This window comes from Mucilaginibacter sp. SG538B (assembly GCF_013376065.1).
Lineage (GTDB): Bacteria > Bacteroidota > Bacteroidia > Sphingobacteriales > Sphingobacteriaceae > Mucilaginibacter > Mucilaginibacter rubeus.
On the sequence record NZ_JABMJI010000001.1, the window covers coordinates 1766171 to 1791569 of the forward strand.

At 39.7% G+C, this 25399-nt stretch carries 27 protein-coding genes and 1 tRNA gene; 8 read left to right on the forward strand and 20 right to left on the reverse strand.

Features of this window, described 5'->3' with window-relative positions; translation table 11 throughout:
- Window positions 1-2: 2 nt before the first annotated feature.
- The gene (locus FHW88_RS07170) at window positions 3-1178 is read right to left on the reverse strand and encodes a glycosyltransferase family 2 protein (RefSeq protein WP_176624207.1); all 1176 of its coding nucleotides are present in this window, start codon (window positions 1176-1178) and stop codon (window positions 3-5) included.
- Window positions 1175-2098, reverse strand: coding sequence for a glycosyltransferase family 2 protein (locus FHW88_RS07175; protein WP_176624209.1), 924 nt, complete (start codon window positions 2096-2098; stop codon window positions 1175-1177). Before FHW88_RS07175 ends, FHW88_RS07170 begins: the two co-directional genes overlap by 4 nt.
- 77 nt (window positions 2099-2175) lie before the next feature.
- Here FHW88_RS07175 and FHW88_RS07180 point away from each other — a divergent pair, with 77 nt between their 5' ends.
- From FHW88_RS07180 to FHW88_RS07195, 4 genes are read left to right on the forward strand one after another with little or no spacing between them, the layout of a single operon-like run.
- Window positions 2176-2676: a hypothetical protein gene (locus tag FHW88_RS07180; RefSeq protein ID WP_091167743.1), complete on the forward strand. Its 501-nt coding sequence runs from the start codon at window positions 2176-2178 to the stop codon at window positions 2674-2676.
- A 10-nt stretch (window positions 2677-2686) separates the two neighbouring features.
- Window positions 2687-3826, forward strand: coding sequence for a fused response regulator/phosphatase (locus tag FHW88_RS07185; protein ID WP_176624211.1), 1140 nt, complete (start codon window positions 2687-2689; stop codon window positions 3824-3826).
- Window positions 3827-4162, forward strand: a complete 336-nt coding sequence (locus FHW88_RS07190) for an STAS domain-containing protein (protein WP_176624213.1) — start codon at window positions 3827-3829, stop codon at window positions 4160-4162. It begins immediately after the preceding gene.
- Between the two features lie 14 nt (window positions 4163-4176).
- Entirely contained in the window at window positions 4177-4728 is a 552-nt protein-coding gene (locus FHW88_RS07195) for a hypothetical protein (RefSeq protein WP_176624215.1), read from the forward strand.
- A 139-nt stretch (window positions 4729-4867) separates the two neighbouring features.
- On the opposite strand, the gene FHW88_RS07200 is transcribed toward FHW88_RS07195, so the two are convergent.
- The 14 genes from FHW88_RS07200 to FHW88_RS07265 all read right to left on the reverse strand — a co-directional run bounded on the left by FHW88_RS07200 (window position 4868) and on the right by FHW88_RS07265 (window position 17920).
- Window positions 4868-6082 (reverse strand): glycosyltransferase, encoded by a 1215-nt coding sequence (locus FHW88_RS07200; RefSeq protein ID WP_176624217.1) that lies wholly within the window; start codon window positions 6080-6082, stop codon window positions 4868-4870.
- Window positions 6083-6139: 57 nt separating this feature from the next.
- Window positions 6140-7357 (reverse strand): glycosyltransferase, encoded by a 1218-nt coding sequence (locus FHW88_RS07205; protein ID WP_176624219.1) that lies wholly within the window; start codon window positions 7355-7357, stop codon window positions 6140-6142.
- Between the two features lie 9 nt (window positions 7358-7366).
- Complete coding sequence (locus FHW88_RS07210) at window positions 7367-8710, reverse strand: lipopolysaccharide biosynthesis protein (RefSeq protein WP_176624221.1); 1344 nt, start codon at window positions 8708-8710, stop codon at window positions 7367-7369.
- Window positions 8711-8720: 10 nt separating this feature from the next.
- Window positions 8721-9335 carry an acyltransferase gene (locus FHW88_RS07215; RefSeq protein WP_176624223.1) on the reverse strand — a complete coding sequence of 205 codons (615 nt, stop codon included), beginning with the start codon at window positions 9333-9335 and terminating at the stop codon, window positions 8721-8723.
- A 24-nt stretch (window positions 9336-9359) separates the two neighbouring features.
- The gene (locus tag FHW88_RS07220) at window positions 9360-10847 is read right to left on the reverse strand and encodes an O-antigen ligase family protein (protein WP_176624225.1); all 1488 of its coding nucleotides are present in this window, start codon (window positions 10845-10847) and stop codon (window positions 9360-9362) included.
- Between the two features lie 24 nt (window positions 10848-10871).
- Window positions 10872-11009 (reverse strand): hypothetical protein, encoded by a 138-nt coding sequence (locus FHW88_RS07225; RefSeq protein ID WP_175489921.1) that lies wholly within the window; start codon window positions 11007-11009, stop codon window positions 10872-10874.
- 47 nt (window positions 11010-11056) lie between these two features.
- Complete coding sequence (locus tag FHW88_RS07230) at window positions 11057-13222, reverse strand: exopolysaccharide transport family protein (RefSeq protein WP_176624228.1); 2166 nt, start codon at window positions 13220-13222, stop codon at window positions 11057-11059.
- A gap of 3 nt (window positions 13223-13225) precedes the next feature.
- Window positions 13226-13909 carry a TolC family protein gene (locus FHW88_RS07235; protein WP_176624230.1) on the reverse strand — a complete coding sequence of 228 codons (684 nt, stop codon included), beginning with the start codon at window positions 13907-13909 and terminating at the stop codon, window positions 13226-13228.
- 4 nt (window positions 13910-13913) lie between these two features.
- Window positions 13914-15002 (reverse strand): sugar transferase, encoded by a 1089-nt coding sequence (locus FHW88_RS07240; protein WP_176624232.1) that lies wholly within the window; start codon window positions 15000-15002, stop codon window positions 13914-13916.
- The gene (locus FHW88_RS07245) at window positions 14983-15369 is read right to left on the reverse strand and encodes a PleD family two-component system response regulator (protein WP_090525064.1); all 387 of its coding nucleotides are present in this window, start codon (window positions 15367-15369) and stop codon (window positions 14983-14985) included. Before FHW88_RS07245 ends, FHW88_RS07240 begins: the two co-directional genes overlap by 20 nt.
- Before the next feature lie 426 nt (window positions 15370-15795).
- Window positions 15796-16179, reverse strand: coding sequence for a VOC family protein (locus FHW88_RS07250; RefSeq protein WP_176624234.1), 384 nt, complete (start codon window positions 16177-16179; stop codon window positions 15796-15798).
- A 64-nt stretch (window positions 16180-16243) separates the two neighbouring features.
- Entirely contained in the window at window positions 16244-16465 is a 222-nt protein-coding gene (locus FHW88_RS07255) for a hypothetical protein (protein ID WP_218117138.1), read from the reverse strand.
- Window positions 16466-16569: 104 nt separating this feature from the next.
- Window positions 16570-17004, reverse strand: a complete 435-nt coding sequence (locus tag FHW88_RS07260) for a VOC family protein (protein WP_176624236.1) — start codon at window positions 17002-17004, stop codon at window positions 16570-16572.
- 166 nt (window positions 17005-17170) lie between these two features.
- Window positions 17171-17920 (reverse strand): NUDIX hydrolase, encoded by a 750-nt coding sequence (locus FHW88_RS07265; RefSeq protein WP_176624238.1) that lies wholly within the window; start codon window positions 17918-17920, stop codon window positions 17171-17173.
- Window positions 17921-18063: 143 nt separating this feature from the next.
- Here FHW88_RS07265 and FHW88_RS07270 point away from each other — a divergent pair, with 143 nt between their 5' ends.
- Window positions 18064-19695 carry a carboxylesterase/lipase family protein gene (locus FHW88_RS07270; protein ID WP_176624240.1) on the forward strand — a complete coding sequence of 544 codons (1632 nt, stop codon included), beginning with the start codon at window positions 18064-18066 and terminating at the stop codon, window positions 19693-19695.
- Window positions 19696-19776: 81 nt separating this feature from the next.
- On the opposite strand, the gene FHW88_RS07275 is transcribed toward FHW88_RS07270, so the two are convergent.
- Window positions 19777-20169 carry a hypothetical protein gene (locus FHW88_RS07275; protein WP_176624242.1) on the reverse strand — a complete coding sequence of 131 codons (393 nt, stop codon included), beginning with the start codon at window positions 20167-20169 and terminating at the stop codon, window positions 19777-19779.
- Between the two features lie 106 nt (window positions 20170-20275).
- Here FHW88_RS07275 and FHW88_RS07280 point away from each other — a divergent pair, with 106 nt between their 5' ends.
- From FHW88_RS07280 to FHW88_RS07290, 3 genes are all read left to right on the forward strand, one after another.
- Window positions 20276-20470 carry a hypothetical protein gene (locus FHW88_RS07280; RefSeq protein ID WP_176624244.1) on the forward strand — a complete coding sequence of 65 codons (195 nt, stop codon included), beginning with the start codon at window positions 20276-20278 and terminating at the stop codon, window positions 20468-20470.
- Window positions 20471-20520: 50 nt separating this feature from the next.
- Window positions 20521-21045, forward strand: a complete 525-nt coding sequence (hscB, locus tag FHW88_RS07285) for a Fe-S protein assembly co-chaperone HscB (protein ID WP_176624246.1) — start codon at window positions 20521-20523, stop codon at window positions 21043-21045.
- A gap of 19 nt (window positions 21046-21064) precedes the next feature.
- A tRNA-Leu gene (locus FHW88_RS07290) sits at window positions 21065-21144 on the forward strand.
- A gap of 304 nt (window positions 21145-21448) precedes the next feature.
- On the opposite strand, the gene FHW88_RS07295 is transcribed toward FHW88_RS07290, so the two are convergent.
- From FHW88_RS07295 to FHW88_RS07305, 3 genes are read right to left on the reverse strand one after another with little or no spacing between them, the layout of a single operon-like run.
- Window positions 21449-22255, reverse strand: coding sequence for a DNA adenine methylase (locus FHW88_RS07295; RefSeq protein WP_176624248.1), 807 nt, complete (start codon window positions 22253-22255; stop codon window positions 21449-21451).
- Window positions 22252-23625: a hypothetical protein gene (locus tag FHW88_RS07300; RefSeq protein ID WP_176624250.1), complete on the reverse strand. Its 1374-nt coding sequence runs from the start codon at window positions 23623-23625 to the stop codon at window positions 22252-22254. The genes FHW88_RS07295 and FHW88_RS07300 overlap by 4 nt, the downstream gene beginning before the upstream one ends.
- Window position 23626: 1 nt before the next feature.
- Window positions 23627-25147 (reverse strand): DGQHR domain-containing protein, encoded by a 1521-nt coding sequence (locus tag FHW88_RS07305; protein ID WP_176624252.1) that lies wholly within the window; start codon window positions 25145-25147, stop codon window positions 23627-23629.
- Window positions 25148-25399 lie beyond the last annotated feature (252 nt).

Consider the following 25399-nt stretch of genomic DNA (forward strand, 5'->3'; position numbering starts at 1 on the left):
TTTTACTGCTTTCGTTGCACCTTTTCCCAAACAGCGCTTTGCTTCGTGCTAAAATAACGGATGATACCGGCCAGTACCGCATAGTTCATAACACAAAAATAATAGGGAATGAAAAGAATTTTTATACGGAGCTGCCGCTTTTCCATTATCAGCCCGAGCAAAGCCAGCAAATAAAACAATACCTGCGTTAATAATAGTCCTTGCATAGCTGTTTCTCCAGGTTTAAAAGCCAGCACAATGTTTAAAATAAACGATAATATAAGCAGGAACGGTGTAATGGTCCATCTTAAAACCCGGTGACTGATATACTGAAACGATAAAATTGGGTAGGGGAAAGGATTGAATAATTTTTTTAGCCTTAAAATAGATTGTATTCCGCCGGCAGCTATCCTCACTTTTCGTTTTAACTCTTCCGACACATTTTCCGACGCCGTTTCGGTAGCGTATGCTTCAGGTTCATAAACAATGCGGTAGCCTTTGGCAGCTATCAGCATCGAGATCATAAAATCGTCAAGCACAGTATCCGCTTCAACAGGCTGATATAGCGAGCGGCGCACACTAAACAGTTCGCCTGCCGCACCAACAACCGAATATAGTTCCGAATCCCATTTTTTCAGGGCTGATTCATATTTCCAGTAGAACCCTTCACCAGCCGCACTGGCATCTGCGTTCTCGTCAATATGTACCCGTTTTTCGCCCGCAACGGCACCAACTGTTGCATCGCTGTAATGCCTGCAGATCTTGATCAATGCATCTTTATTTAAAAATGTATTGGCATCGGTAAATACAACAGCGTCGGTATTAACATAGTTCATGGCCCGATGCACCGCGGCTATTTTGCCGGCGCGCTGTGGCTGGTGCAGCAATTGTATCTGCGGGTACCTGGCAACAATATCGGGTGTTTTATCCGATGACCCGTCGGTCACAAAGAGCAGTTTTAGTTTTCCTTCGGGATAATTAAGCAGGAGGCTGTTGCTGATCTTTTGCTCAATAAAATATTCTTCGTTGTAAGCGGCTATCACCAAAGTACAGGTAGGAAGTTCATCCAGGTTTTCTGAAGGAAGAGTTTTCCGGCCTTTAAAAGCCCTTTTGATCCTGATGATCAGGTACAGAAAAATCCCATACCCGGCAAAAGTGTAAAAAACAATAAAAAGGCTTATGGCTAAAATTATTTTCATGCTATGATGTTAATGGGGTATCCTAAATTGCTGCTGTTTTTTGAGTGGGTAAAATTCCACCATACTGCTTTAAAAAGCATCGGAATAAAGTCGTATTGTTTTTCTTTGACGTAGTTAACCAGGTTACGGGGTACAACAATCAGTAAAAAATAAAAATAAAATAATACTTTTTTAAGCGGCGGGGCATTCCGGCGGATAAAAAGGATCCTGTTCCGGTTCATGAAGTATTCTTTTAGTTTGCTTTTTTTGCCCACCGAAACAGATTCTTTATGGTAAATAAGCGCATCGGTACAAACCCAGGCCTTAAAACCTGCTCTTATAATGTGCTCGCACCAGTCAACCTCTTCATAGTAAAGAAAAAAGTTTTCGCTCATCATGCCCGCCTTTTCAATAGCTTCTTTCCTGATCATCATGGCTGCTCCGTGGCAGTAGGCTGTAGGTGCAGTTATATGATCAAACTGACCTTCGTCCTTTTGCTTTAAGCCTATCACACTATTTCGGCAGGTGTAATAGTTCATAGGCGTGTAGCCCGCATATTGTATTAATTGTTTATCACTGAAATACTTGATCTTGGGCGACAGCATTCCTACGGCGGTGTTACTATCCATTACCTCAACCAGTTTTTCAACTAAACCCGGGGTAAACTCGGTATCATTGTTCACCATAAAAATATAATCGCCGGTAGCTACCGTAAGCCCGAGGTTATTTCCACCGGCAAAACCAAGGTTAACATCCGAGCGGATAAATATTATTTCGGGGTATTTTATTCTCCAGCCGGGAACCGGATCTACCTTACTTGCATTATCAACAACAATTATTTCTATATTACTATAAGTACTTGTATTTTTAATTGATAATAACATTTCCTCGGTAACGGATGGCTGATTAAAACTTACAGTAACAACAGAAACTTTTTTCATCTAAAAGGGGTTATTATCAATATTGCTTTTTACGGCTAATATTAGTAAAAGTTAACCAATTATATCACTATATTCCTTTGAATAATAACCAACCAAATAATGATGAGTCACTGCTTACCATAAAAGCAGATGAGCTTATACAATTGCTGAAAAAGGGGAATGTTGATAAAGAACTTGTTAAAGCCATACAGCAAAAAATAAATAATGCTATTGAAAGTAATTCGAACCAGCAAAAATTTGATGCCTTTAGCGGGTTAGACCAGGAGCAAAGCCGGCTTGATATGGTAACAAACCTGGAATTTTTACTTACCCAACACCAGGTTGATAGCCGGGAATCGAAGAAATACCTGCTGCATGAAAGGATAAAACATATAGTTTTGGTAGCAATTGCGGTTACCATGATCATACTTGGTTTAGCCATGATCATCATGCCTGCACCGCCATATTTTGAAATGTTTACCATTTTTTATTTTTCAAAAGACGACGGTATAACTTTAATGGATGTTATATCGGTGTTAATAGTATTATCGGGTGTATATTTGTTTATAAATGCCCTACTCCGAAAAATTAACGCCTGAACTCACTAATATGCCTAAACGTCCGAAAATACTCCTGGTTGATGATAGCCCGCTGATTTTGATGGTTATAGGGCAGGCTTTGGAAAAAGAGGGTTTTATTAGCCGCAAGGCAGGTAATGTAGAGGAAGCTATGAAGGCGCTTGAAAATGAGATCCCCGATTTGATTTTGTCCGATTATCAAATGCCCGGTACAGATGGTTTTGCATTCAGGCAGCATTTAATGACTGTACCTGAGTATAAAAATATCCCCTTTATGTTTTTAACATCAGTTACCGATCATGCTCACATGATAGCGGGGATCAGTCTTGATGCTATTGACTACATTGATAAGGATACACCCATTGTGGTCATTATCTCAAAGATCAATAATTTTTTGAACAGCATCCGCGAACGCCACGAACACACGATCAGGGAGCTGAGCAGCGCCGCAATAGCCTTAAATTTGTATTCTGTTCCGCAGGAAATGCCCCGTATTAATGGCTTTGAAATAGATTTCTGGCATAAATCGTTTGAGAATTACCCTGGCGGAGATTTTATTGATGTGTTAACTATAAATAACAGGTATACTTTTATTATCCTGGGCGATGTGATGGGCAAAAAATGGGGAGCGTGGTTTTTTTCATTCGGCTATCTGAGCTATATAAGGGCCGCTGTAAGGATATGTGTTTCGGAAGGGGACGTATCAACCAAAAGTATCATGCAAAAAATCAACTCGGTAATTTATCATGACCCGGTTGTGAGCGACGTGTTGTCGACGCTTTCACTTGTCAGGATCGATCCGGAGAATGAAACGCTAAGTTATACCGGCGCGGGCGACTTGCCGCTGTTGTATTTTAGCTCCAGGGAAAATAAACTTAACAGGATTAACTCATCAGGTTTGTTGCTGGGGATTAGTAAAGAGGGCGGCTTTGATGAACATTTATTTACCATGCAGCCTGGTGATCAATTGATCATGATAACAGATGGATTGATAGATAAAGAGACACCGGCAGGAAAGAAAACTGATCTGAACAGTTTTATTGATGAGATTGAAAAATATCTTGGTAAAACCAATTCATTTGCAACCTTAAAATACGATGGCTTTTTGAACGAAAAAGCGAGAGAACAAATTGATGACTGCAGTTTAATATTTATTCAAAAAAACAGCTAAATGATATTACGAACACATCTGCTTAATAATGCATTAATTGCGGATATTCAGCTTAAAGAGGCGAATTTGGCAAATGCTGAACAATTTAAGTCGGAACTGATGAGCCTGATCAATAAAGGAAATAAGTATGTTATTGTAAACTTTGAACAGGTAATATATGTTGACAGTTCTTTTTTAGGTGCATTGGTATCGGCTCTTAAACTGGCCATGAACAACGGGGGAGACATTGCCGTAGTTGGTTTAAATAATGATATCAGGTCCTTGTTTCAATTAGTGCGGCTTGATAAGGTGTTCAGGATCTATACAAATACACAGGAGGCTTTAACCGGGGCATAAACGAATTTACTACCTTGAAAAAATTTGTTTTTAACAATGAAACCGAAGGTATTTATCCTTTAACTGTCCAAATCATTAATTATATCCAAAACATAACAAAAGATATACTTGATGACGACGCCGGCTTCAGGATAAAAACCATCCTGATTGAACTGCTTACTAATTCGCTCAAGCACATGGGCGATGATGTTACCAGGATCGGGATCGATCTGAAAAATAACAAATTATATATAAGTAAACAGGATAAGGGAAGGCCGCTGCAAATTAATACCAGGCAGGCATTGTTAACCTGGCCGTTAACGCACAGCAAATTTACCCAAAACGAAATTGCTATTTACGGCGATGACTTCGGTACATTAAAAGGACGGGTAAAAAACAGTAATCAGTTAGAATTTTTTACAGAAGACCTCGATGTGCGGTATGTTAACAAGGAAACCATTATGGGGTTAAATGAACATTATGGCCTGATGATCATTGCACGTGCCAGCGATGCGTTTAACTACAAACATAAACCTGATACAGGCGTGAATACATTTACCTCGGTAATTGAACTTAAACAGCGTTAGGCATCATTGCATAATTTCTAAAGGCCTTTGTTAATGGGTTAGGGTATTCTATATAAGTGACCGAACTACAACCATCAGAGAAAAAACTTTCGGCAAAGTAATTATATTATTGGGCAATTAATTATCACACTCGTTTTCGCTATTTCACAGCTGTCTCTTCGTTTACCGGTTCTGCAGGAGCATTATCGTGCGGTGTATGAATAAACTTTTTGTTTGCCCCTTTTAACTTAAACAGAAGTAAAAACATGGTAAAAAATATAAGCGGCAGTTTAAGCATGGCTTCTAAAAGTTTTCTATTATAAAACGATGTTGGTATGGCAACTATGATGCCAAGGTAACAAGCCACTGTTGCCCCGAGCCACAAATGCCAGTGCGGGCCTATGCCCGGAGTAAAAAAAGAGATCAATAGCATAAAAGGCATCAGGCCAAGCATTAATACGCGCGGCAGGATAGCCATCTGATAAATCTCATTCACGTAGTCAAAATTGCCGCGGAAAAATTGGGCCGGCGCGGTTGCTCCATACTTTTTAAGCAAGTTAAACTGAGCCGAAAGCCAGCGCTTACGCTGCTTTTCAAACACTGCGGGATTACTCACTTTTTCATCGTAGATATACGCTTTTTCTGCATAAGCAACATGGATCTTATCACGGGTCAATAATAAGCCCATTTCCTTGTCAAACCCGCCCACGGCATCAATACGCGACATTACATTTACAAACAGGTTGTACTCCAAGGCCATACCCGAACCTATAATGGCTGCCGAAAAATTAAACAATTGCTGCGATTTTCTGAAAATGTGATTGTTAACTTCTTCGCTTACAGCATCAAGTATTGCTACCTGTGTGTTTGAGTTTTTTGCTACCCTATGGCCCTGCACCACCCGGTGACCTGCTTGTAAATAGTTGTTGATCTGGTATAGGTAATCGGATGCGGCAATGTTATCAATGTCAAAAACAACCGCGGCATCAAATCCAACCGCCGTGTTTTCAATGGCTTTGTTCAGCGCTTTTGATTTGGTGCTGGTTTCAAAAACCACCTCTACTACCTGCAAAGGCATCTGCTTTAATTTAACAATGGTTTCAGGTTTCATGGAGTCGGCTATCACACAAACCGTGAACATATCTTTAGGGTAATCGATAGTTAGTGCCGCCGCCGCCGAGTTTAAAATAATTTCATCTTCTTTATAAGCACAGATATAAACTATGAATTTACTGAGTGCGGTGGCTGTAGCAGGCGGTTTGATGGGGATTAATTTTCCGAATACCGAAAATACAAACAGGTACAGGCTATATACACCAAGGTATATAAACAGCAAAATGGCGATTAGGGATGCTATGAATTTAATGATTTCCATGTGTTTTATTGCTAAACCCTGTTTGTATTAATTAGCAGCAGGTTGTATTATTAAAAATTAACTTTTCGGTTTATTGTTCAAATTTGTTGCCAGCAAACTTTTGATCTCTGTTATACGGTGCTCCCATGTATTTTGTGCGGCTATTTTTAATCTTTTTTGTTGTAAAAAAGGAGTGTCGTTTAACGATAAATTAAGGGCAGCAGAAAATTCATCAACATTTTTGCAGATATATACGCTGTCGCCGGTAAACTCTTCTAAATCTTCGTTAAAATCAGTGATCACTACCGGCCGGCCCGAGCCCAGGTATTCAAATAACTTAAGCGGAAAAATGGAACTGCTTACGTCATCTTTTTTAAAGGGGATAATAGCCACATCAAATCCTTTAAGTACGGCAGGCAACTGCTCATAAAGTACTGCTCCTTTTTTGAAAATATTAGGCGCATTAAAAGCAGGGTTGTTTTCATAATCTTTACCAACCGGCCCTACAAATACAAAGTTTTTATCGGGATTTTGTTCGAGTAGCTGTGTTAGTAAATTATAATCAATACGTCGTTCAATATTGCCAAAATAACCGATTATCGGTTTAGGGATATCAAAAAGGATATCTGCTACAGGCAACGCCGGATCCAGCGCTTTTTGACTATGGCCGATGTCGGCTGCATTCGGTACGAAGTACGAGTTAGGATTAAGTTTTGCTTTTGCGTTGCGTAACTCTTTACTGGTGCTGATCACCAGATCCATATCTTTCACCAATATATCTTCGGATATAAGGCCGTGACGAATTTGGTATTCCTCAATAAGCGGATCAACGCAATGATAAACTTTTAATAATGGTTTCAATTTCAACAACCGGTGCATGGTTGGATAGTAAAACGCATAGGAGTTGATAAAGATGTAGTCCTTTATTTTAAGGCTCTTAATAATTTTATTGAGCCTCGCCGCTACAATTCGTTCGTTCACCTTTACGGCCAGCCGATAGACAGCTCCTTCGGGCAATGAATTGATCGACGGCACCGGAGGCGTAATAATAATCTTTAAATTAGGGATCTCTGTTTGGATAAAACTATTTTTGGGAGAAAAGAAGTGCGGTTTGCGTGCTTTATAGCCCGGCGTATTTTTAAACTGGATATAATCTTTCCAGGTATAGGGCCTGTCAACATAATACACGTAGTTATCTTTGGCCAAATGTTTGGCCATAGTATAGTTTGTTGATTCGAGGCGGCTATCAAACTGCATTTGCGAAAATATTACGATATGCCGGTTTTTAAGCTCCATATAACTTGCTTATTCAGTTAGTCGTTTTCCTTTTATTTTGCCCATCACAACACCTATAAGCTCTTTTAATTCGATGTAGCCTAAAACAAAGATGTCGGATATTTTAAACTGAAGATGTTTTTTTAATGCCCAGTAACCAAATATAGCACCGGTAGCAAAGGTAAAGATAGAAGCAACTGCTACCGCATACAAGTTGTGGAATATGAGAATTCCCGTAAAATCGCCTATTATGTTAACAGTTAGCATCAGGAACACTTTGATCATGTTAAGATGTGGTTTGTTGATGATATCAAGCGTTATCCCGAAAAACCTGTCGATAGGCAACAGCATTACATAACACATAAAAATCCTGAAGATATTGCCTGCATCAGAATGCTGGTATTTAGCTCCGAACAAGAGTCCGATAATAAGGTCGGCAGCAACAAAACATATCACAGCGATAGGGGTAAGCGCTATGGTCAGCATGCCTGCATATTTTTTCATGATATAGGTGACATATTTTTGATCGCCCCGCTGTACAGCTGCCGACATTACCGGCAATGCAGTAGAAATGAAAGCCCTTAGCGGGATTTCAAAAATCTCCATAAGTCGTTGCGGAATGTAATAAACAGCCAACAGATCAGGGCTGAACATAGGCTTTACGATAAACGTATCAGAGCTCCTGAGCAGGTATGAACTTATAGATGTGCCTACACTGTATTTACCAAAATGGGCCATTTGTTTTATTGTAGCCCAGTTTTTGTGTGCTATGGTTTTTACCTTAGCCCAGCCTGTAATAATGCAAATAACGCTGCTTAACAGGTTAGCTGTAAAGTAACAATATATAGTTATTTCAAAATTTGATTTGCCCGCAACGGCAACGCCAACCACCAGCGCCAGAAAACCTCCCTGGTTCATTAATTGCAAGGTGAACATTTTATCAAAGCGCTCTTCGGCCTGGAGCGTCCAAAGGCTCACCGCCGATGGGAGTGTGCATAAATAAATGATACTGAACCATTTAAGTGTAATTTCTATATCAGCATCCGGATTGGTGTAAATAAAATAGATCAGGAGATTTACGACGGCAAATACACAGGTGACCATAAAACCCAGGTACCAGGCGGATCCTGATATGTTTTTCATTCTTTCGGATGTGGAGCCCGAATAAAATTTAATGACCGATGTTTGCAGAAAACCCGTGCGAAAGGTATCGGCCAGTGTAAATACAATCTGGAAAAATACATAGTTGCCAAAGGCGGGTTTACTTAAGCGGCGGGCCAGCAGTGATAGTATTACCATTCCCAAAACCGGTAATACGGCGTTAGTCGCCAGTGAAAGCGTGTGTTTGTTTATTAATTTTTTAAATAAACTCATGTATCATGTTTTACGCTTTCTCCCACAATTGTGTTGTAAAATTATATTGTTTTATTACTTTGGCGGGGTTGCCCACTGCTACCGAATAAGGCGGGATATCCCTTGTAACCACACTGCCGGCCCCAATAACCGAATGTTTACCTATAGTTACACCGGCGGTTACCACACAATTAGCGCCTATCCACACATTATCATCAATAGTAATTAGTTGGGTGGTTACTTTTTGATGGCGGGGCGGTATACTTACGTCCTGATATCCATGATTAAGGCCGGATATTACAACATGCTGCGCGGTCATGCTGAAATTGCCTATTTTAACCGGGCCAATTACTACCGTACCGATGCCAACGCCTGATCCTTCGCCGATAAATACATCGCCAACGCCGTTATTGATCACAGCGAAGTCTTCCACAATACTTTTTGCGCCAAGGGAAAACTTGTTAAACGGAAAAAGGTCCATCCGTGCATTAAACCTTACTACACTGTTTTTACCCCGGTGATGGAAAAAGCGGTTAAGTATCAGCCTAACCCAAAGCCTTGGCCTCGACTGTCCGGGCGGAATAAGCATCCAGTGGACTAATTTTTTTAATTTGGGATTTGATTTTATGGATGATACAAATGACATCTGCTTAATTAATTAGTATTGTCCCTATACTATTTTTTTTAATTGCTCCTGCTCCTGGTTGTCAAGGCGCTTGCATACTACAAGGATGGATATGGCCAGGTAGAACAGGATGTTTGACGGGTATTGAACGATAGCCTGCTGCGGAAAGTTACCAATATTGAACGCGAACAAGATTAGCAACATAGCCAGGCAGTAGTTTTTAAGTTCGGGATTTTTGATACTAAAGTAAAAGTTTATCCCCGTTTTAAGCACTACAAAAAACAGTGTACAAAATAAGATGAGCCCGATCCAGCCCATTTCAACAGCTACGCGCACATAACCGCTGTCGGGCGGGAATTTGGCTAACATGGAGTTTGGTGAAAACTTACGGCCCCAAACGCCTACAGAACCTAAGCCGCCACCAATAGGGTGGGAAAGGATATAAGGCTTGATCCTCCTTTGATTTTCAGCACGGACGTTGTAAGATGCGTCATCGGATGGGTTAAAAGCTGTTTGAAACCGCTTGATCAATGGGTTGGAGGTCGGCATTACTATCAAAATGCCGAGCATGCCTCCTGCCACAAGTGTGAAAAATAAAACCCGTTTGTTGAAGTTTAAAACGGCCAGCATGGAAAGCGCTCCCGGTACCAATACATAGGCAGCCCTTGTACCGGAATAGAGCATAACATATAAGAAGAAAGCGGCGATAAAGCCCAGTAATATTTTGCGTTTGACAGGTAATTTGCCCATAATGAGTACAACACAGAGCAATGCGCCTATAACCATGTTGTATGAAAATGTAACAGGGTCAGAGAAGATGGCAAATTTACGCATATGACCGTTGATGAACAACAAGCTTACACGGGTAGGGTCAGAATACAGGTATCGGCGCTCGAATGAAAAAAAACCTATATTTTCTTGTTGAAAAGCAGAAATTCCCGCCAGTATATCCAGCAATAACCAAAGCTTTAAAAGCGTTTTTATAAACTTTACTGTGCGGATCTGGTAAACAAAAACAAAATACATCAGCATAATGAAACCCACAGTCCGAACGGTATAAATCCAGGCCAGCCGCGATGCGGCTGCAGGGTTTACAAACTCAAACATATTGTAAGCCAGCCATACCAATATCATGTAGCTGATAGGATTTTTAAAATAGGTCCAGTTTTGTTCGGTGCGCTGTTTTATAAAAAAACCAAGGATAAGCAGATAGGTGGTTACATCCATCAATGTACCGATGGGTACTCCGCTTGGTAATAATTCAGCAATGTAACTGATGAAAAATGCACCTATGATCAGCGCGCAAATTCCAAATTCGGGATAAACGGTAATGGCAAATACAATGGGTAAACCTATAGTTATCGCTAAAACAGCACCTACGCCTATAAATCCAAGCTTATAGGTTAAAAAACTTATCACAAGTGAGATAATCAGCAGAAAAAACAGGGCAAACGGATGCGAAAACTTTTGAATCAGAAGCGCTTTCCAAAAGTTTTGCTTAATTTCAGTATTACCTGTTGGTTCATTGCGCATGAAGTAGTAACTCTTTTTATAAATTTACAGGAACAAGATCTTCACAGCCCATACAAATACACTGATAAACGCAAATACTATAGCCGCTTTGCGTGTTTTTTTTTGAAGCGGACTTAAATCTCCAAACGGATCCTTTTTAGGTTTGGGAGGGTCAATTCTCATTTTAAGTAACGTTAAGTATATGAACCGGTGTTGCGCGCTTCGTTCAATTAGGAGCGTTTTTCTTTGTTCTGATTGTATTCGGTTTTATTGAGTACCCAGCCGGCAAACTTGTTTTCGAGCCCTTTTAAATAGGTTATGTGCTGTTTCTGAATATTGTTTATTTTCCTGTTGGCTTCAAATACAGCTATTGTTTTATTTGCAAACAATAACCATTCTTTGGATTTATTAAGCGCGGTAAGTGGGGCAGTATCAATGATTACTATATCGTATTTACTCCGCAGCTCGTCAAATTTGCTCTTAACGAAGGCTTCGCTGCCAATTTCAAGCAGGGTTACGTCACCTCCGCGATTGCCTAAAACAGTAGTGTTTAAGCTGCTGAGTTCGGGTTGGCCAAATTGGCTGTTTTTAAAATAATCTTCAAGGTATACCTGCGGCTGAGCGGTATTACTTATCGTGGCGTTATTGAAGTTGCCATCAATTAACAACACTCTTTTGTTAATCATGGAGTAAGAGTATGCCAGGCTTATCGCCAGCAGTGTTTTACCTTCGGCAGGCTCAATGCTTGTTATGGCTAAAATTTTTTCACCTTTTAATTCCTGATCGATCTCAAAGCGTATAGAGCGCAAGAGCTCCTTAAAGATCTTCATTTTTTCACGGTGCTCAACATCCCAAAGTTTGCGCAGATCGAGATTTTCGCCGCTGATCTTGTTTAGATAGCCTAATAATGGCAGCTGGGTTTTATTAACCAGTTCGGTAGGGCTTTTAATGGTATCATCGATGTAAAATAATATAAACAGCCAGAAGAGACAGGCAAATAAACTGCCCATGCCGCTTAATATAATAAGCAGCATTTTTTTTGAAGGTTGGGCCACGTCCGGCTGGGCCATCTCAATCTGCACCAGTTTTATTGAAATGCTTGAACGCAGGTTAGTTTCATTGTATTTGTTCAATACATCAAGGTATTCTTTACCTGCAATATCAATATCAAAATAAAGGGTTTTTACTTTCGCATCAAACGGAACCAGGCGGGAGAATTTAGCATTAAGGTTTGTGAGCTCGTCATTTATTGATTTAACGCTGTATTTAGCCAGATCGCGGGAAATCTCAAGACCAAGCTTTTGTTTAACCTGATCCTCTTTGCTCACAAGCGGATTGGTAATGTATTTATCAGATGTTAAATTTATCTGATTTGAGAGCTGTTGCTGTAACGAATCAAGAGATTCTTTATATTTATTATTAAACCCGCTGCGTACATACTGATCTTCGAGTATATGCAATTGGTCCTGAGTGGAAATGATAGCCTGGTTGTATTTGTTGGTTATCGACTCAACATATTTCCTTTCATCGGGTGAGAACTTTTGGACGATAGCATCAATGGCGCCCTGATTGGATATTACATCCTTTTCGGCCTGCAATTTTCTGTCATTGTAAGTCATGATCTGGCTAAAAATCGCTTTGGACTGCTCATCCAGGTTTAATACTCCGTTTTGAATTTTATACTGCTGTAATTCGCTGGTTTTTTCACTCAGCGCCTTACGTTTGGTATCTAACAGATTTGATAAAAAGTTTACTGCATTTGATTCATTTTGCTTTACGCTTTGGGTATAATAGTCGATAAACTGTTTGCATAATGTATTCACTACAAACGCCGAAAGCTGAGGGTTTTCTGAATTAAAACTTACAGAAATAAAATCGCTGCTTTCTTCACGGTAAATTAGCAGGTCTTTTACTATGTTACGTTCATCGTATTTCATTGACCTGAGCAAACCAATAAGTGAGTTCTCGGTTTTATCATAAACAGATAATGGTTGAAGGGTGGCAAATTTCTTTTTAAAAATCGCTAATACGTTATCCTTTTCATAAGGCCGCAATTCAAGTAATTCCTTACTTTGTTTACGAAAGGGGTAAGGATCGCTCAGGTCATGGATCATAAGCGAATAAGAAACCTGGTCAATAAGTTTCTTTAGCTTCATGATCGCCATGAGGTTACTGAATTCGCGGTAAACCTGTTGCTCTTGTACGTTAGTCGTCGGATCTTGATCAAGAAGATGGCTGGACGCGTCAACTATGCCGGTGGCTATTTCCGCGTGCGACTGGTAATTATCAGGTAAGTTTTTTACCAGGAAAAAAGAAGTGATTACTGCTACAAGCGGTATTATTATCAGTACAGTTCTGTATTTCTTTAGCAGATTGAAAAAATTGCCTATCTCCATCTTTTACTTAACGTCTTCTAATTTAGTACCCAATAATTCTTCAAGATTGGTTTTGGCTGTAAATGTCGATAATTCAGCTTGTACTTTAAAGGCGTTTTGGCTGTATAAGGTGGTAAGCTGTTCATTATAGATCTGAAAAGTTGTTTCGCCTTTTTGAAACGCGTATTTTAATTGCTTAACAGCACTTTCGGCATCAATTACGGCATTTGCCCGCAGCCTTAGTTCGGCCTGTGCTGCCAGATATGAAAAATAAAGACGTTTAACCTGGGCCTCAAGGCTTAACATATACTCGGCCTGTTGAAACTCTGCCGCTTTATAAATTTCTTTCGTTTGCCTGATAACTCCCGGCCTCGAAAACAGGTGTCCTAAGTTTAGCGAAAGGCTTATTTGGTAACCTTTAAATATTGTTGGCTGCGAAATGTTGATAGATGTTTGCGGGCTGTAAATGTAAGATGCAGTTAAACCATCGAGCCATGAAAACACGGCCGAGTTATAAACGGCTTTGGCTGCATTTACCTGACTTTGACGGGATTTTACTTCGGGGTAGTTTTTTTTAGCAGTTGCTATAAGTTTTTCAAGAAAAGGATAGTTAATGTCACTTACAAATGAAGTTTGCTGCGCATGTACGCGGGTGGTAAATAAAAGAGCAATTATAAAAATATAAATGGGCTTCAGTTTCAGGGGCATATAGTTATACTTTTTCTTTTTGGAATAATGCGGGTACTGTACCGGCAATAATTTTTAAATCTAACCAAATAGAATATTTCTGCGCATAAAAATTATCTAATTTTTTCCTTTCACGTTCAGACATGTCTTCCTTTCCTCGCTTGCTGATCTGCCATAAGCCCGTTAAACCGGCTGGGCCAAGAAAACGCATCGACCACTCGTTAGAAGTAAGCATCTCGGCCTCATATAAAGGCAATGGCCTGTTACCAACTACCGACATATCGCCCCGTAGTATATTGAATAATTGCGGTAATTCATCAAGACTTGAATTGCGTAAGAAATTGCCCAGCTTGGTAATACGCGGATCATTCTTGATTTTTACAAAGGCGACTTTATTGTCGCCTCCTTCGGCGGCATATTGATTATTTTCGGCAGATAACTTGGCCAGCAGTTGATCGGCGTCGGTACGCATCGACCTGAACTTATAAAAATCAAATACTTTATAACCTGTACCTACGCGTTTGCTTTTGTAAAATACCGGGCCTTTTGAATCCAGCTTAATTAAAATAGCAACTATCAGCATAACAGGGGATAATACAAACATCATACCGCCCGAAATTACCAGGTCGATGAGGCGCTTACCTGCCGGCATTTTATAAGTCGTATCAACTACTTTTGAAAGCTCAAGCAATTTTGGCTTTATCAGTTTAAAGCGTACTAAAAAGTTAAGCCTTTCGCGCAGGTCACTTATGGCAAACGGTTCGCCATAAAAGTCATGCACCTTTAATTTAATGGCTTTTTGCCTTAAAGTTTTATCATTTTGTGATGAAAGGAGCACAATAATTAAACCATTGAGAAGAAAGCTTTGCTTAACTTCTTCAACCATTTTAATCCATTTACCTTCAGCATCAACTTCAACCAAAATAATATCAGGAACGGATAAAATAGATTGCTCGCCTAAATAATCATTCAGTTGGTCAATAGAGTTGTTGTACGCAATTTTAAAGCCTTCATTTAGCCCAGCAGAAATCATTTCCTTAAACTCGGTGCCGGCGTAGGCTACCCTGATATTAGAACCTGAACTTTCGTTCCAATCAGATGTTTGGTGATTCATAAACTTGTAAAACTTGATTAATGGCTGTTTTTAATGCAGTTGGGTTAAACGGCTTGTGAATGTAGGCATCAACCTTAAAGGGCATGTTACTTACCTGGGCATCAAGATCATGGGCGGCCGATAGCAATATAACAGGAATTTCACGATAAAAGCCACTGATTTTTACGTTCTTAATAAAAGATTGGCCGTCAAAATAAGGCATCTGGAGGTCGGATATAATCAATTCGGGCATGTTGCCATCTTCGAGCCAGCTAAAAGCTTCGATGCCGTTATTTTTAACTACAATATCATATTCTTTTGATAGAATGAAGTTGAGCAGTTTTAGGATACTCAAGTCGTCATCAACTATAAGTAGCGTTCTTTTCATACTTAATTAATTGGGGTTGTTTATAAAAGAGAAGCAAGTATTTTATTAATCAGTTTGTTGTATGTTATTATTATTTATTGTAAATGCTGATATGTCAAAAAAAATATAAATTTAATAAATGTTATTAATGAAAAGGAAATGGTTTATTAGCCGTTTTTAACTAACAGCTAAGTATAAAATAAATAGCCTGACAATTAACACGTTTTGTTTTTCATTGTAATGGTATGCAAAAAACATTCCTCAAATAAAAAACAGCCGAAATCAAAGGCTTAGTGGGCTTTTATACGGTTAATATATAAAATGGTTGTGAAAAATTGCGAAATTAACGGAAAGTTAACAACCGTCGAGGAATTTATTCCCACAGCAGGTAGCTGTAATTCCCCAAAATGGGATTTAATTTTATATTGGGTATAGGTATTTATAGCGTTACTTTTCTATAACGGATAAAAAATTCCCAGCGGGGTCTTTAAACCAGGCTATTTTGGGGCCGCCGTCAAGAAACAGGCCTTTTTCGTTTGTCTTAAAATTCTCCTGGTTATAAATCTCAAACTTAACGCCGCGCGCGCTGAGTTCGTCAATTGTTTTTTCCACATCATCAACCGGGAAATTCAAAATGGTGAAGGTAGCCGGGGTATGGTTGGGCTTAGTGTATATTAATATTGGGGTACTGCCTGTAATATTAAGGTTAAGTAAACCTTGCATTTCGGGTACATCACTTACATCTAAACCAAGTACATCAGCATAAAACGCCCTGGCTTTAGCTGTATCATCTACCGAAAATCCGCTGAATGCTTTGCTGTCTTTTAACATGATAATTGGCTTTATGTTACTGATACTACCTTGCTTTTTAATAATTTGTTTTGTAAAAGTGAGTTTAGTCTTCCAAAACCTCGGCACGGCAACCTAATTCCTTTAAAAAATTAATGAGCAAATAGGCGCATAATGTACCGCTGTCGCACTGTACCCGCAAAATCCGGTCACAATCATCAAGATCGAAATTGGCTTTATGGTTGCCAAACGTGGTGTGGATGGCATTCAAAAGCATATTAGCCTGGCGGCGTTTATTTACATTGGTTTTAAAAACTTCTACTATCATAAGCCTGTTTTGGTTTGTGCCTAAAACCTTTGATTGAACAATAGAAATGTTTGATTTTTAGGGAACGGTGATTGGTTCATCCGCTCCCCTAAAAAATCAATAAATTATTTGGTGGCGTTAGGATTGTGTGTGATCATCCAGTTTATGCCAAACCTGTCGGTAAGGCAGCCAAAATAATCGCCCCAGAACTCATCATGCATAGGCGAAACAGCATTACCGCCTTCGGCTAAACCACTATACAGTTTGTCTGCCTCCTCTCTTGATTCGGCACTGATGGTAAGCGAAAAGTTATTACCCATGGTTACGAATGGCATGCCTCCTTCGCCAATTGCATCTGTGCCCATCAGCATGCTGCCATTGGCAAGGGGGAGTGCAATATGCATAAGCTTATCCTGGTCCTTTTCGGGCGTATTGGCAGCCGCAGGCGAATCTTTAAAGCGCATAATCATTGCAAACTCACCGCCGAATACTGACTTGTAATGGTTAAAAGCTTCTTCGGTATTACCGTTAAAGTTTAAATAAGGATTAATAGCTAACATGATGTGATTGTTTTTATAGATTTATAATTGAGTGATTTTGTGAAAGTAAAATTAAGTCTTGTACCCTAACATAGGAGGGGGCTATCAAGACATGTTAAGGGGTTAATTGCGACATTGTTTCATCGCAAAACACACAAATAGATCAATAAAGAAGGTATTGCCGGTTTTAGCTATTATCCGCCGGCACTCCGTCCGAAACAAATTTATATAGGTATGGTGCCTTATGCGCGCCGCCAGTCCATTTTTTTGCCACCCGCTCCAAAATACCCAGCCCCAGCATTTTACGCTGAAAAGCAGCGCGGATCAGTTTTTTGTTAAGTATAGTTTCGTAGAGCGATTGCAGGTCGCCCATGGTAAATTCCTCGGTCATGAGGTTAAAACCTATCAGCTTTTGGTCAAGCTCATTCTGCAGGGTTTCCAGCGCTTTGTTAATAATTTGCCGATGGTCCTGCATCAGCACGGGCAGTTCATTCAGACTGTACCAGTCGCAGCTATCAGATATTTCATCGGGTGTGGGGATAGCCCTGGTAAAATCGACAAGCGCATAGTATCCCACCGAAATAAAACGCTTTAATAACCAGTGATCAGCGGGTGGGTTATAGCCACGGGCCTGCATAATGGCCTTAAGCGGTCCGGGATCGTACCGGCTGTAATTGCCAAAAACATAAAACTGTTCAAGGTAGATGTTGGTTAAAGCCGTTCGGCTTTGAAGTACCCGCCGCGCCGCTTCGTTCACATCCTCATTATCATGAATAAAGCCGCCGGGAAGCGCATATAGCCCGGTATTTTTATAAGCCAGCAGCAATACCTTTAATTGGTTGTCATGAAAACCAAAAATAACTGTATCTATAGCAAGACCTGGTAGAAAACCCTCGCCCGCGATGTTATTTTCCAGTTGGTGAAACTCTTTATTCATGTATCGTAATAAAACAAAGGCACAAGTAAATAAAAAAAATTGACAGCCATCGAAAAATAATTTATTATTGTAACAAATTGATACAATAAGGGTCGAATCTCAAAAATATCCATCAATTAAACCAGACTAACCAAATACCAGTAATGAAGAAACCAATTTTAGTAATGCTGTTGCTTGCACAAGTTGCCTCGGTAAAGGTAATGGCGCAGCTATCGGTAAACAAAACCACCGTTGAGAACGGTGCGCTTGAGGGCACTCGCGAAGCATCAAACGTATTAAGTTTTAAAGGTATTCCTTTTGCACAGCCGCCCGTGGGCGATTTGCGCTGGAAAGAGCCTCAGCCCGCCAAAAACTGGGAGGGTACATTAAAGGCCGATCATTTTGCCCATAACCCCATGCAGAAGCCCATTTTTGGTGATATGGGCTTTCGTTCATCGGGTATGAGCGAAGATTGTTTATACCTAAACGTATGGACGCCGGCAAAATCATCCAAAGAAAAACTGCCTGTATTGGTTTATTTTTACGGTGGGGGCTTGATGGCCGGCGATGGTTCTGAATCGCGCTATGATGGTGAAAGCATGGCTAAAAAAGGTATTGTAGCTTTAACAGTTAATTACAGGCTTGGTGTATTTGGCTTTTTTTCGCATCCCGAATTAACTAAAGAATCACCTAACCATTCGTCGGGCAACTATGGGTACCTTGATCAGCACCTGGCTTTGCTTTGGGTACAAAAAAATATAGCTGCCTTTGGCGGCGATCCCAAACGTGTTACCATTGCGGGTGAATCGGCAGGGTCTATCTCCGTATCGGTACAAATGGCTTCACCTTTATCAAAAGACCTGATCGCGGGTGCTATCGGCGAGAGTGGCGCGGGTATCAAACCAACACTTTTCCCTATACCATTGGCTGACGCTGAACAAAACGGCCTCAAGTTTGCTGCTAACGAGAAAGCCAATACCCTGGCCGATCTCCGGGCCATACCCGCCGAACAATTATTGAACGATGCTTTTAAACCCGGTACGCCGCCAATGTCGGCCACCATTGATAATTACCTGCTGCCAAAATCGTTGCCTGAGATCTTTATGGGGGGCGAACAAGCCAAAGTTCCTTTGTTAGTGGGCTGGAACTCGGCCGAAGTACCATTCCAGTTCATGATGCGCGGCGATGCGCCAACCCTTGAGAATTATACCAAAACACTGAAACAATTATATGGCGACAGGGCAGAGGAAGCATTGAAACTATACCCGGCTGCTAATGACGGGGAGGTGATCAAAGTTGCAACGGACCTATCAAGCGACCGGTTTATCGTATACAGCACCTGGAAATGGGCCGACTTGCAGGTACAAACAGGAGGGAAGCCGGTTTATCGTTACCTGTTTTCACGGGTTCGCCCGGCCATGGTGGCTTCTATGGGGAATGCCACCCCGGGGCTTGCCGGCGGTGTGGTGAAGGGCGATGCCGCAAAACCGGCCCCGAAAATGCCGCCACCTGTGGGTGCTGCCCATGCTTCAGAAATTGAATATGCCATGGGAAACCTGGTAGGGAACAAAACCTATGCCTGGACACCCGATGATTTCAAAGTATCCGAAACCATGGAAAACTATTTTGCCAACTTTATAAAAACTGGCAACCCTAACGGCGCAGGCTTGCCAAAATGGTCGGCAATTAAGGATAACAATCATGTTAAATTTATGAATATTGACGTTAAAAGCGAGGAGATGCCGGAGGTTAACCGGGCGCGCTACCTGTTTTTGGATAAAGATTACATGAAATGAGAAATAAGATTTTTTCAGACCAATGGGCTGGCTCCTGTGATTTTTCGCAGGGGCCTTTTTTGTGGATCAATATCATTACATTTATATAATGAAATTTTGTCCGGTAAAAAGCGTGTTATCCAAATGGTTGTTAACTGCCATTATAATACCTGGCTTTTTTACTTTTTCAGGGCTTACTGCCCAAACTGCAGATAAGGTAGCTCTATCTGATACAACTTTAGTTGTCAGTTTTGTAAACAGGGTCTCAAAATCATTATCATATAAAGCTGCTCTTAAAACGGCTAAGCGGAATAATCGTTCAACTTTTATTTCCGGGGATAGCTGTCCTGCTGCGTTAAGCTTTTTGCATAGCCGGAAAGCTGATGTCAACATTAAACAAACTTCGAAATTGTTTATACCCGGCAGACTCAACAAACAGGCTCTTTTCAATAAAGATTTCAATCCGGATTTAGGCGATGCCGATAATTCCCTCATAGGATAATTCTTCCTTACTGATTACCCAATGTGGTAATCATTCCCATAAATTATTTAGGAACAAACCTAAAAGGATAATACCTGTCGTTTATTTTCTGAGATCGAAATGAAAAGACTTAAAAAGTTCATAAGGCTTTGCGGGCTTATATTGTTTATGGCATTGGCCACTGCCGGGATAGGTATATTGGGCGTAGCGCCCACTTTAACTAAAGACAGAAAGCTGTTTGTAGATATGCACCCCAAAACAGAATTGGTAGAAAAAGCCGAAACCGACCAACGCGTAGCAGATAACTTATTTTAACATGAAGTTGATAGCGGCATGGATAAATTGTTAATAGTTATCTTTGCCCTATGAACTATTTTGAATTTTATGGCATCCCCGAATCTTTTAAGGTTGATCAGGCGCTGCTTAAGAAAAAGTTTTACGAGCTGAGCAAGCTTTACCATCCCGATTTTTATGCCAATGAGGATGAAACCAGGCAACAGGAGATCCTGGAGCTATCTACCCTAAATAACAAGGCTTACCATGCGCTTGGTGACCCCGCAAAGCGCTTGGAATACATTTTAAAACTGCATGACCTGGTATCTGAAGGGGCAAAACCACAATTGCCTGCAGATTTTTTAATGGAAATGATGGATATTAATGAGCGCCTTATGGAAGTTGATGATGCAACGCACCTGGCTGCCATAACCGCAGAAACACTTGCTATTGAAGGTGATATGAATGACGAGCTGGCGAAGCTGACCGAAGATTATGAACACTTGGACGATACCGCGAAGGAAAGCCGCCTGATAGAAATTGCAAATATTTACTATAAACAAAAATATCTGTTGCGAATTAAGGAGAGTTTATCTACATTTGCAGCCCGCTTGTAAGGAAAGACACTTACAACATGCCCAGCTGGCGGAATTGGTAGACGCGCTGGTCTCAAACACCTGTGGGAAACCGTGCCGGTTCGACTCCGGCGCTGGGTACTTTATAAAGACATAAGCCCTTGTAACTTAATAAGTTACGGGGGTTTTGTTTTTTTGGTTTAAATTAGGTTTAAATAATTGTTTATTTAGCAAAAAAAATGCCATGAAATTTAGAGTTGGAGGGATTGGCAGACGAATGAGACTTATTTGAAGTTTCCGGCTTGCGTAGAAAGAATGTTGAGCTGTAACAGGGGGGGCGATATTATTACATGCCATTTTATTTTGACCCAGTCACGTCTTTTTCATGCTTAGACATGCTGTCTAAGTTGGGTACTTTATGAGGCATTGACGTTAAGGCATTTGACTAAATGCTTATAATAAGCTCCGAGTACTGGCCACGATTTATTGGATCACTTGCGATTACGCTACTTCGTTGTAAAGCGGTAATCTTAGAGTTGTTTGAATATAGTTCTCGTATGGACGCATGATCAGCATTGGACATTACAATGTGCGCGCCACGTTTTTGAGCTTCAAATAACGAAACTGATAGTCTTTCCTGATCTTGCCAAGTAAACATCTTTTCATTGTATTTGACAAAGCCATTATTGTTGTGTTTTACAGTATAAGGAGGGTCGACATAGATTAAATCCCCTGCCATGGCCTGGCCAATAATACATTCAAAATCACTATGCTTGATATCTGCGGATTTTAAACACCTTGATACCGATTCGAAATCATCGCTATCAAGTATGACATTGTTTTTTGAACCCCTTGGTACATTAAATTTTCCGTTTTTATTTACACGATATATGGCGTTAAAGCAGGTTCTATTTAAATAAATGAATCTCGCTGCTTGCTGAAATTGATCTGAATAATCTGTATCGCGGATCTCATAGTAATATTCATTACTATGACGCTCACTATGCTGTATTAACAAATTGTTCACCATCTTATAATCCTCCTTTATTGCATTGTAAGTTTTTATTAAAGGATGATTTACATCAGAAAGAACGGCTTGTTTCGGTTGAAGAGAGAAAAATACCGCACCGCTTCCTAAAAAAGGTTCAAAATATCGATTATAGGTGTTAGGCAAATATTGAAGTAAATTATTTGTCAACCATCGTTTTCCTCCTGCCCATTTTAAAAATGGTAATACTTTCTTTTCAATCATAAGCCTATGCCCCACAATGCGACCCGATTAATTTGTTTAAATCGTAAAATGTCTTCCGATGGTATTTTTTCAAAACTTTTTATATTAACTATATTCTCTGAAGCGCAAAATTGACGAATATTTTTCAAAGAATCTCGTAAATCAGCCCAAGCATCTTTTAAATCATCGGGAAAGTTGTTTTCAGACCAAAATCCATGTTTATTCCCATATTTTCCCCACCAAAATTCTAAATCATCCTTCTTGATATTGCTTTCTTTTAACATAGATTCGCAATTTCCAGATGCTAAACGCAAAAGCAAAAGAGCCCTGGAAATCATGGGAGTTGGCTGATAAGTATTAGTTGCTTTGTCAAAGTTGGGTTTCTTTGCTTCAAATAAAATTTGCGGATCTTCCGGCTCGTTGTTTCTTATTAAAAAGTCTTTCAAGAAACCAGTGTTGCTTTTTCCAAGATTTGATAGTAAAGGGTTGATGAATTTCTCAAAATCTTTTTTATATGCTTTGCTTTTTTTTACACGATTTCCATTAGATGATGAAGCGCCAAATGGTAATGAATCAAATACGGATTCTAATGAGATTCGTAATAAATGTTTATCCAATTCATAGAAACTATCAGAATTGGATGGCTCGCAACAATCAAGAAATGAGAGGACTTTTAAAATATTTTCTTTGTAGTCGAAGTTAAGTCTTTCAGGGCTCAATGTATTAGGGCGATAACTGACTTCATTTCTGGTGTTATGATCATTTGTAAGTAAGGTGACATCAACGCTCCATTTCTCAAGCCAATCTTTGGCGAGATAAGTTATCCTAAATGCTCTTCCTGATTTGGTTAACCAATCTTGAAGAGATGTATTGTCAACTCTAATCCAATTCAATAATTGGTTAGTGCGATTGTTGTCTTTGATCCATTCTTTCAATACTTCAAGTACCGCAGTGTGAGTGCCGTTAGTAGGACAGAATTTCTCAGCTTTTCCGTTTCGTTTGATATAGAGGTGTGGTTTATCTAATATACAAATTCCATTACCCGCAAACATCGACATTAACGCTCTTAATTCTGCATAGTAAGCAAAAAATACAGCAGAACCAATATCTCCCGCTAAGACAGAATCTACCGCACGAGCCAAAAAAGTCCACCCATCTGAATTGTGCAATACCATTGATGCAGCTGTATAATGCCGAAGGTTTTTGTAATAAAATCGAGGAACTAATGGGGCTTTTTTGCGAAATTCTACCTTTAGAACTTCTATGATGTCGTTTTTATAAACATTATTATTGGATAACCATTTTGAAAGCAAAAAATTATCCGATTTCAATTCTTCTAAGGCCTCAACAATTTTTGTGTGCGAAGCATTCCGGACTGCATTCAGTGGCATATCAATATTGTAATATTTGAAAAACCTCTGTTGCGGCAGTACTTATCTCACTCTCACTACTATTTTGTAATAAAACTAATAGTTGCCTCCGTAATTCTTTGTAGCCTCCACTGCCTTTAAAAAGCATTTGATTTTGCTTTTCAGCTTCTTGTAGATTTGGCGTGGCTGAGGTACTCCAATTAAACTTTATTACTTCCTTTGATAGCTTATTTATGAAGTTCTTTATTTTTCCGGTATTAAGTAGCGACAAGGCCTTGTTTACATCTTTGGTGTCTATGTAGTCCTCTTTTAATTCATCTTCCCAACGTATATCAAATAAACCTAATTCACTTGCTTGGCGATAACATAAATCGTTGTATATATGCAAAATACCTCGAACCCCTTGATCGGTTGAAAGTAGTGAAAAGCGGCTAATAAATGCTTCGTCATTCGTTTGGTCAGAGTTACTTGATATTTGTCGAAGATTTTCAGCCCACGCGATTTCAGAATTTTTTAATTCAGAAGTTATCGATTCCCAAATGTATATTAGAAAGGCAGCTTGTTGTGGTCTATTCCAAGGTAAAACCCAATTGTCATTCACTGTTGATATAATAGAACCATAAAGCCCTCCAAGTCCTTTGTTACTCAGACCTTTGATAAATGTTGCAATCAAAGACCTGATAAAGGCTGCTTGAGTAACAAGCCCGCTATTTGATTCTCCAAGCATATTAATTTTGTCATACCAAGGGCTTTTAGGGTTAGACCACAAGACTTCGGTAAGCTCCTGTGCACGTGTTTCTTTGTAAACCTGATTGCCTTCTGATGAAGCTTCTAACCATTGCTGAACTCGTAGTATGGGATATAAATCAAACGCTAAGCTTGCATTGATTTTTTTAGGCTTGATATTTATAGTATAAAACAGGTAAGCTTGCCACGCTATATCCAGATTATAAAATGCAATCACAGGAAACTCAAAATCCCCATCAAGAGCTTCGTCTTTTTCAAATGCCCATAAACGATGTTGACCGTCTATAATTTCAATTGGAGCTACTGTTGGATCCCAACTTGTTTCTAATACATTTTGCGGTAGTGTAATTGTGCATGTAGAATTAACATTATTTTTGATTATCACCGCATCGTTATCCGTCAAAGTGTGTTCACCTCTTTGAGTATTTGGTGCTAAAATATTTGCGATAATTGCCGTTGGCAGCCATCCTGGCATTTTCAAATTGTCATTATCAGGATTTAATTTCTGAGATTTACTTAATTCAGACCAAGGAAACCCTCCATGGACATATTTTTTTATATCGGCTGATCGGTCTGGGTCGTGACGTCGTTGAATGCCAGAATCATCTTTTCTGCCTTTTTCTGCTTTACGCGGATAAACCTTCGACAAGCGTTTTAGTACGTTCGATTTGATAGTGAAAATATAAAAATGGGGCTGCGGCTTTTCTCTGTTTACTCCACCGAAGTGAACATTATCCCATTCTGCAAGCCATTGCTTATTTATAAGTCCCGGCAATTCAAGTTTTTCCGTTATCATTTATGGATAAGGTTATTTTTAATAACATTTGTAATTGTCAATAATACGAAACTTGAAGCTAATTTTGCAATAGGAAGTTGCTTTGCGATAATATGATTAATTAGCTAAAAACGGGAGGTGTAATTTGAGTCTTGAATAGTATTTATCAACGGTTCACTTTTAACTAATTGCCTTCAAGCTAATAATTATTTTAATAAAGGGCTTTTTCTTATTAATTTCGTACGTGAAATAATTTATAAAGTAAAATACATA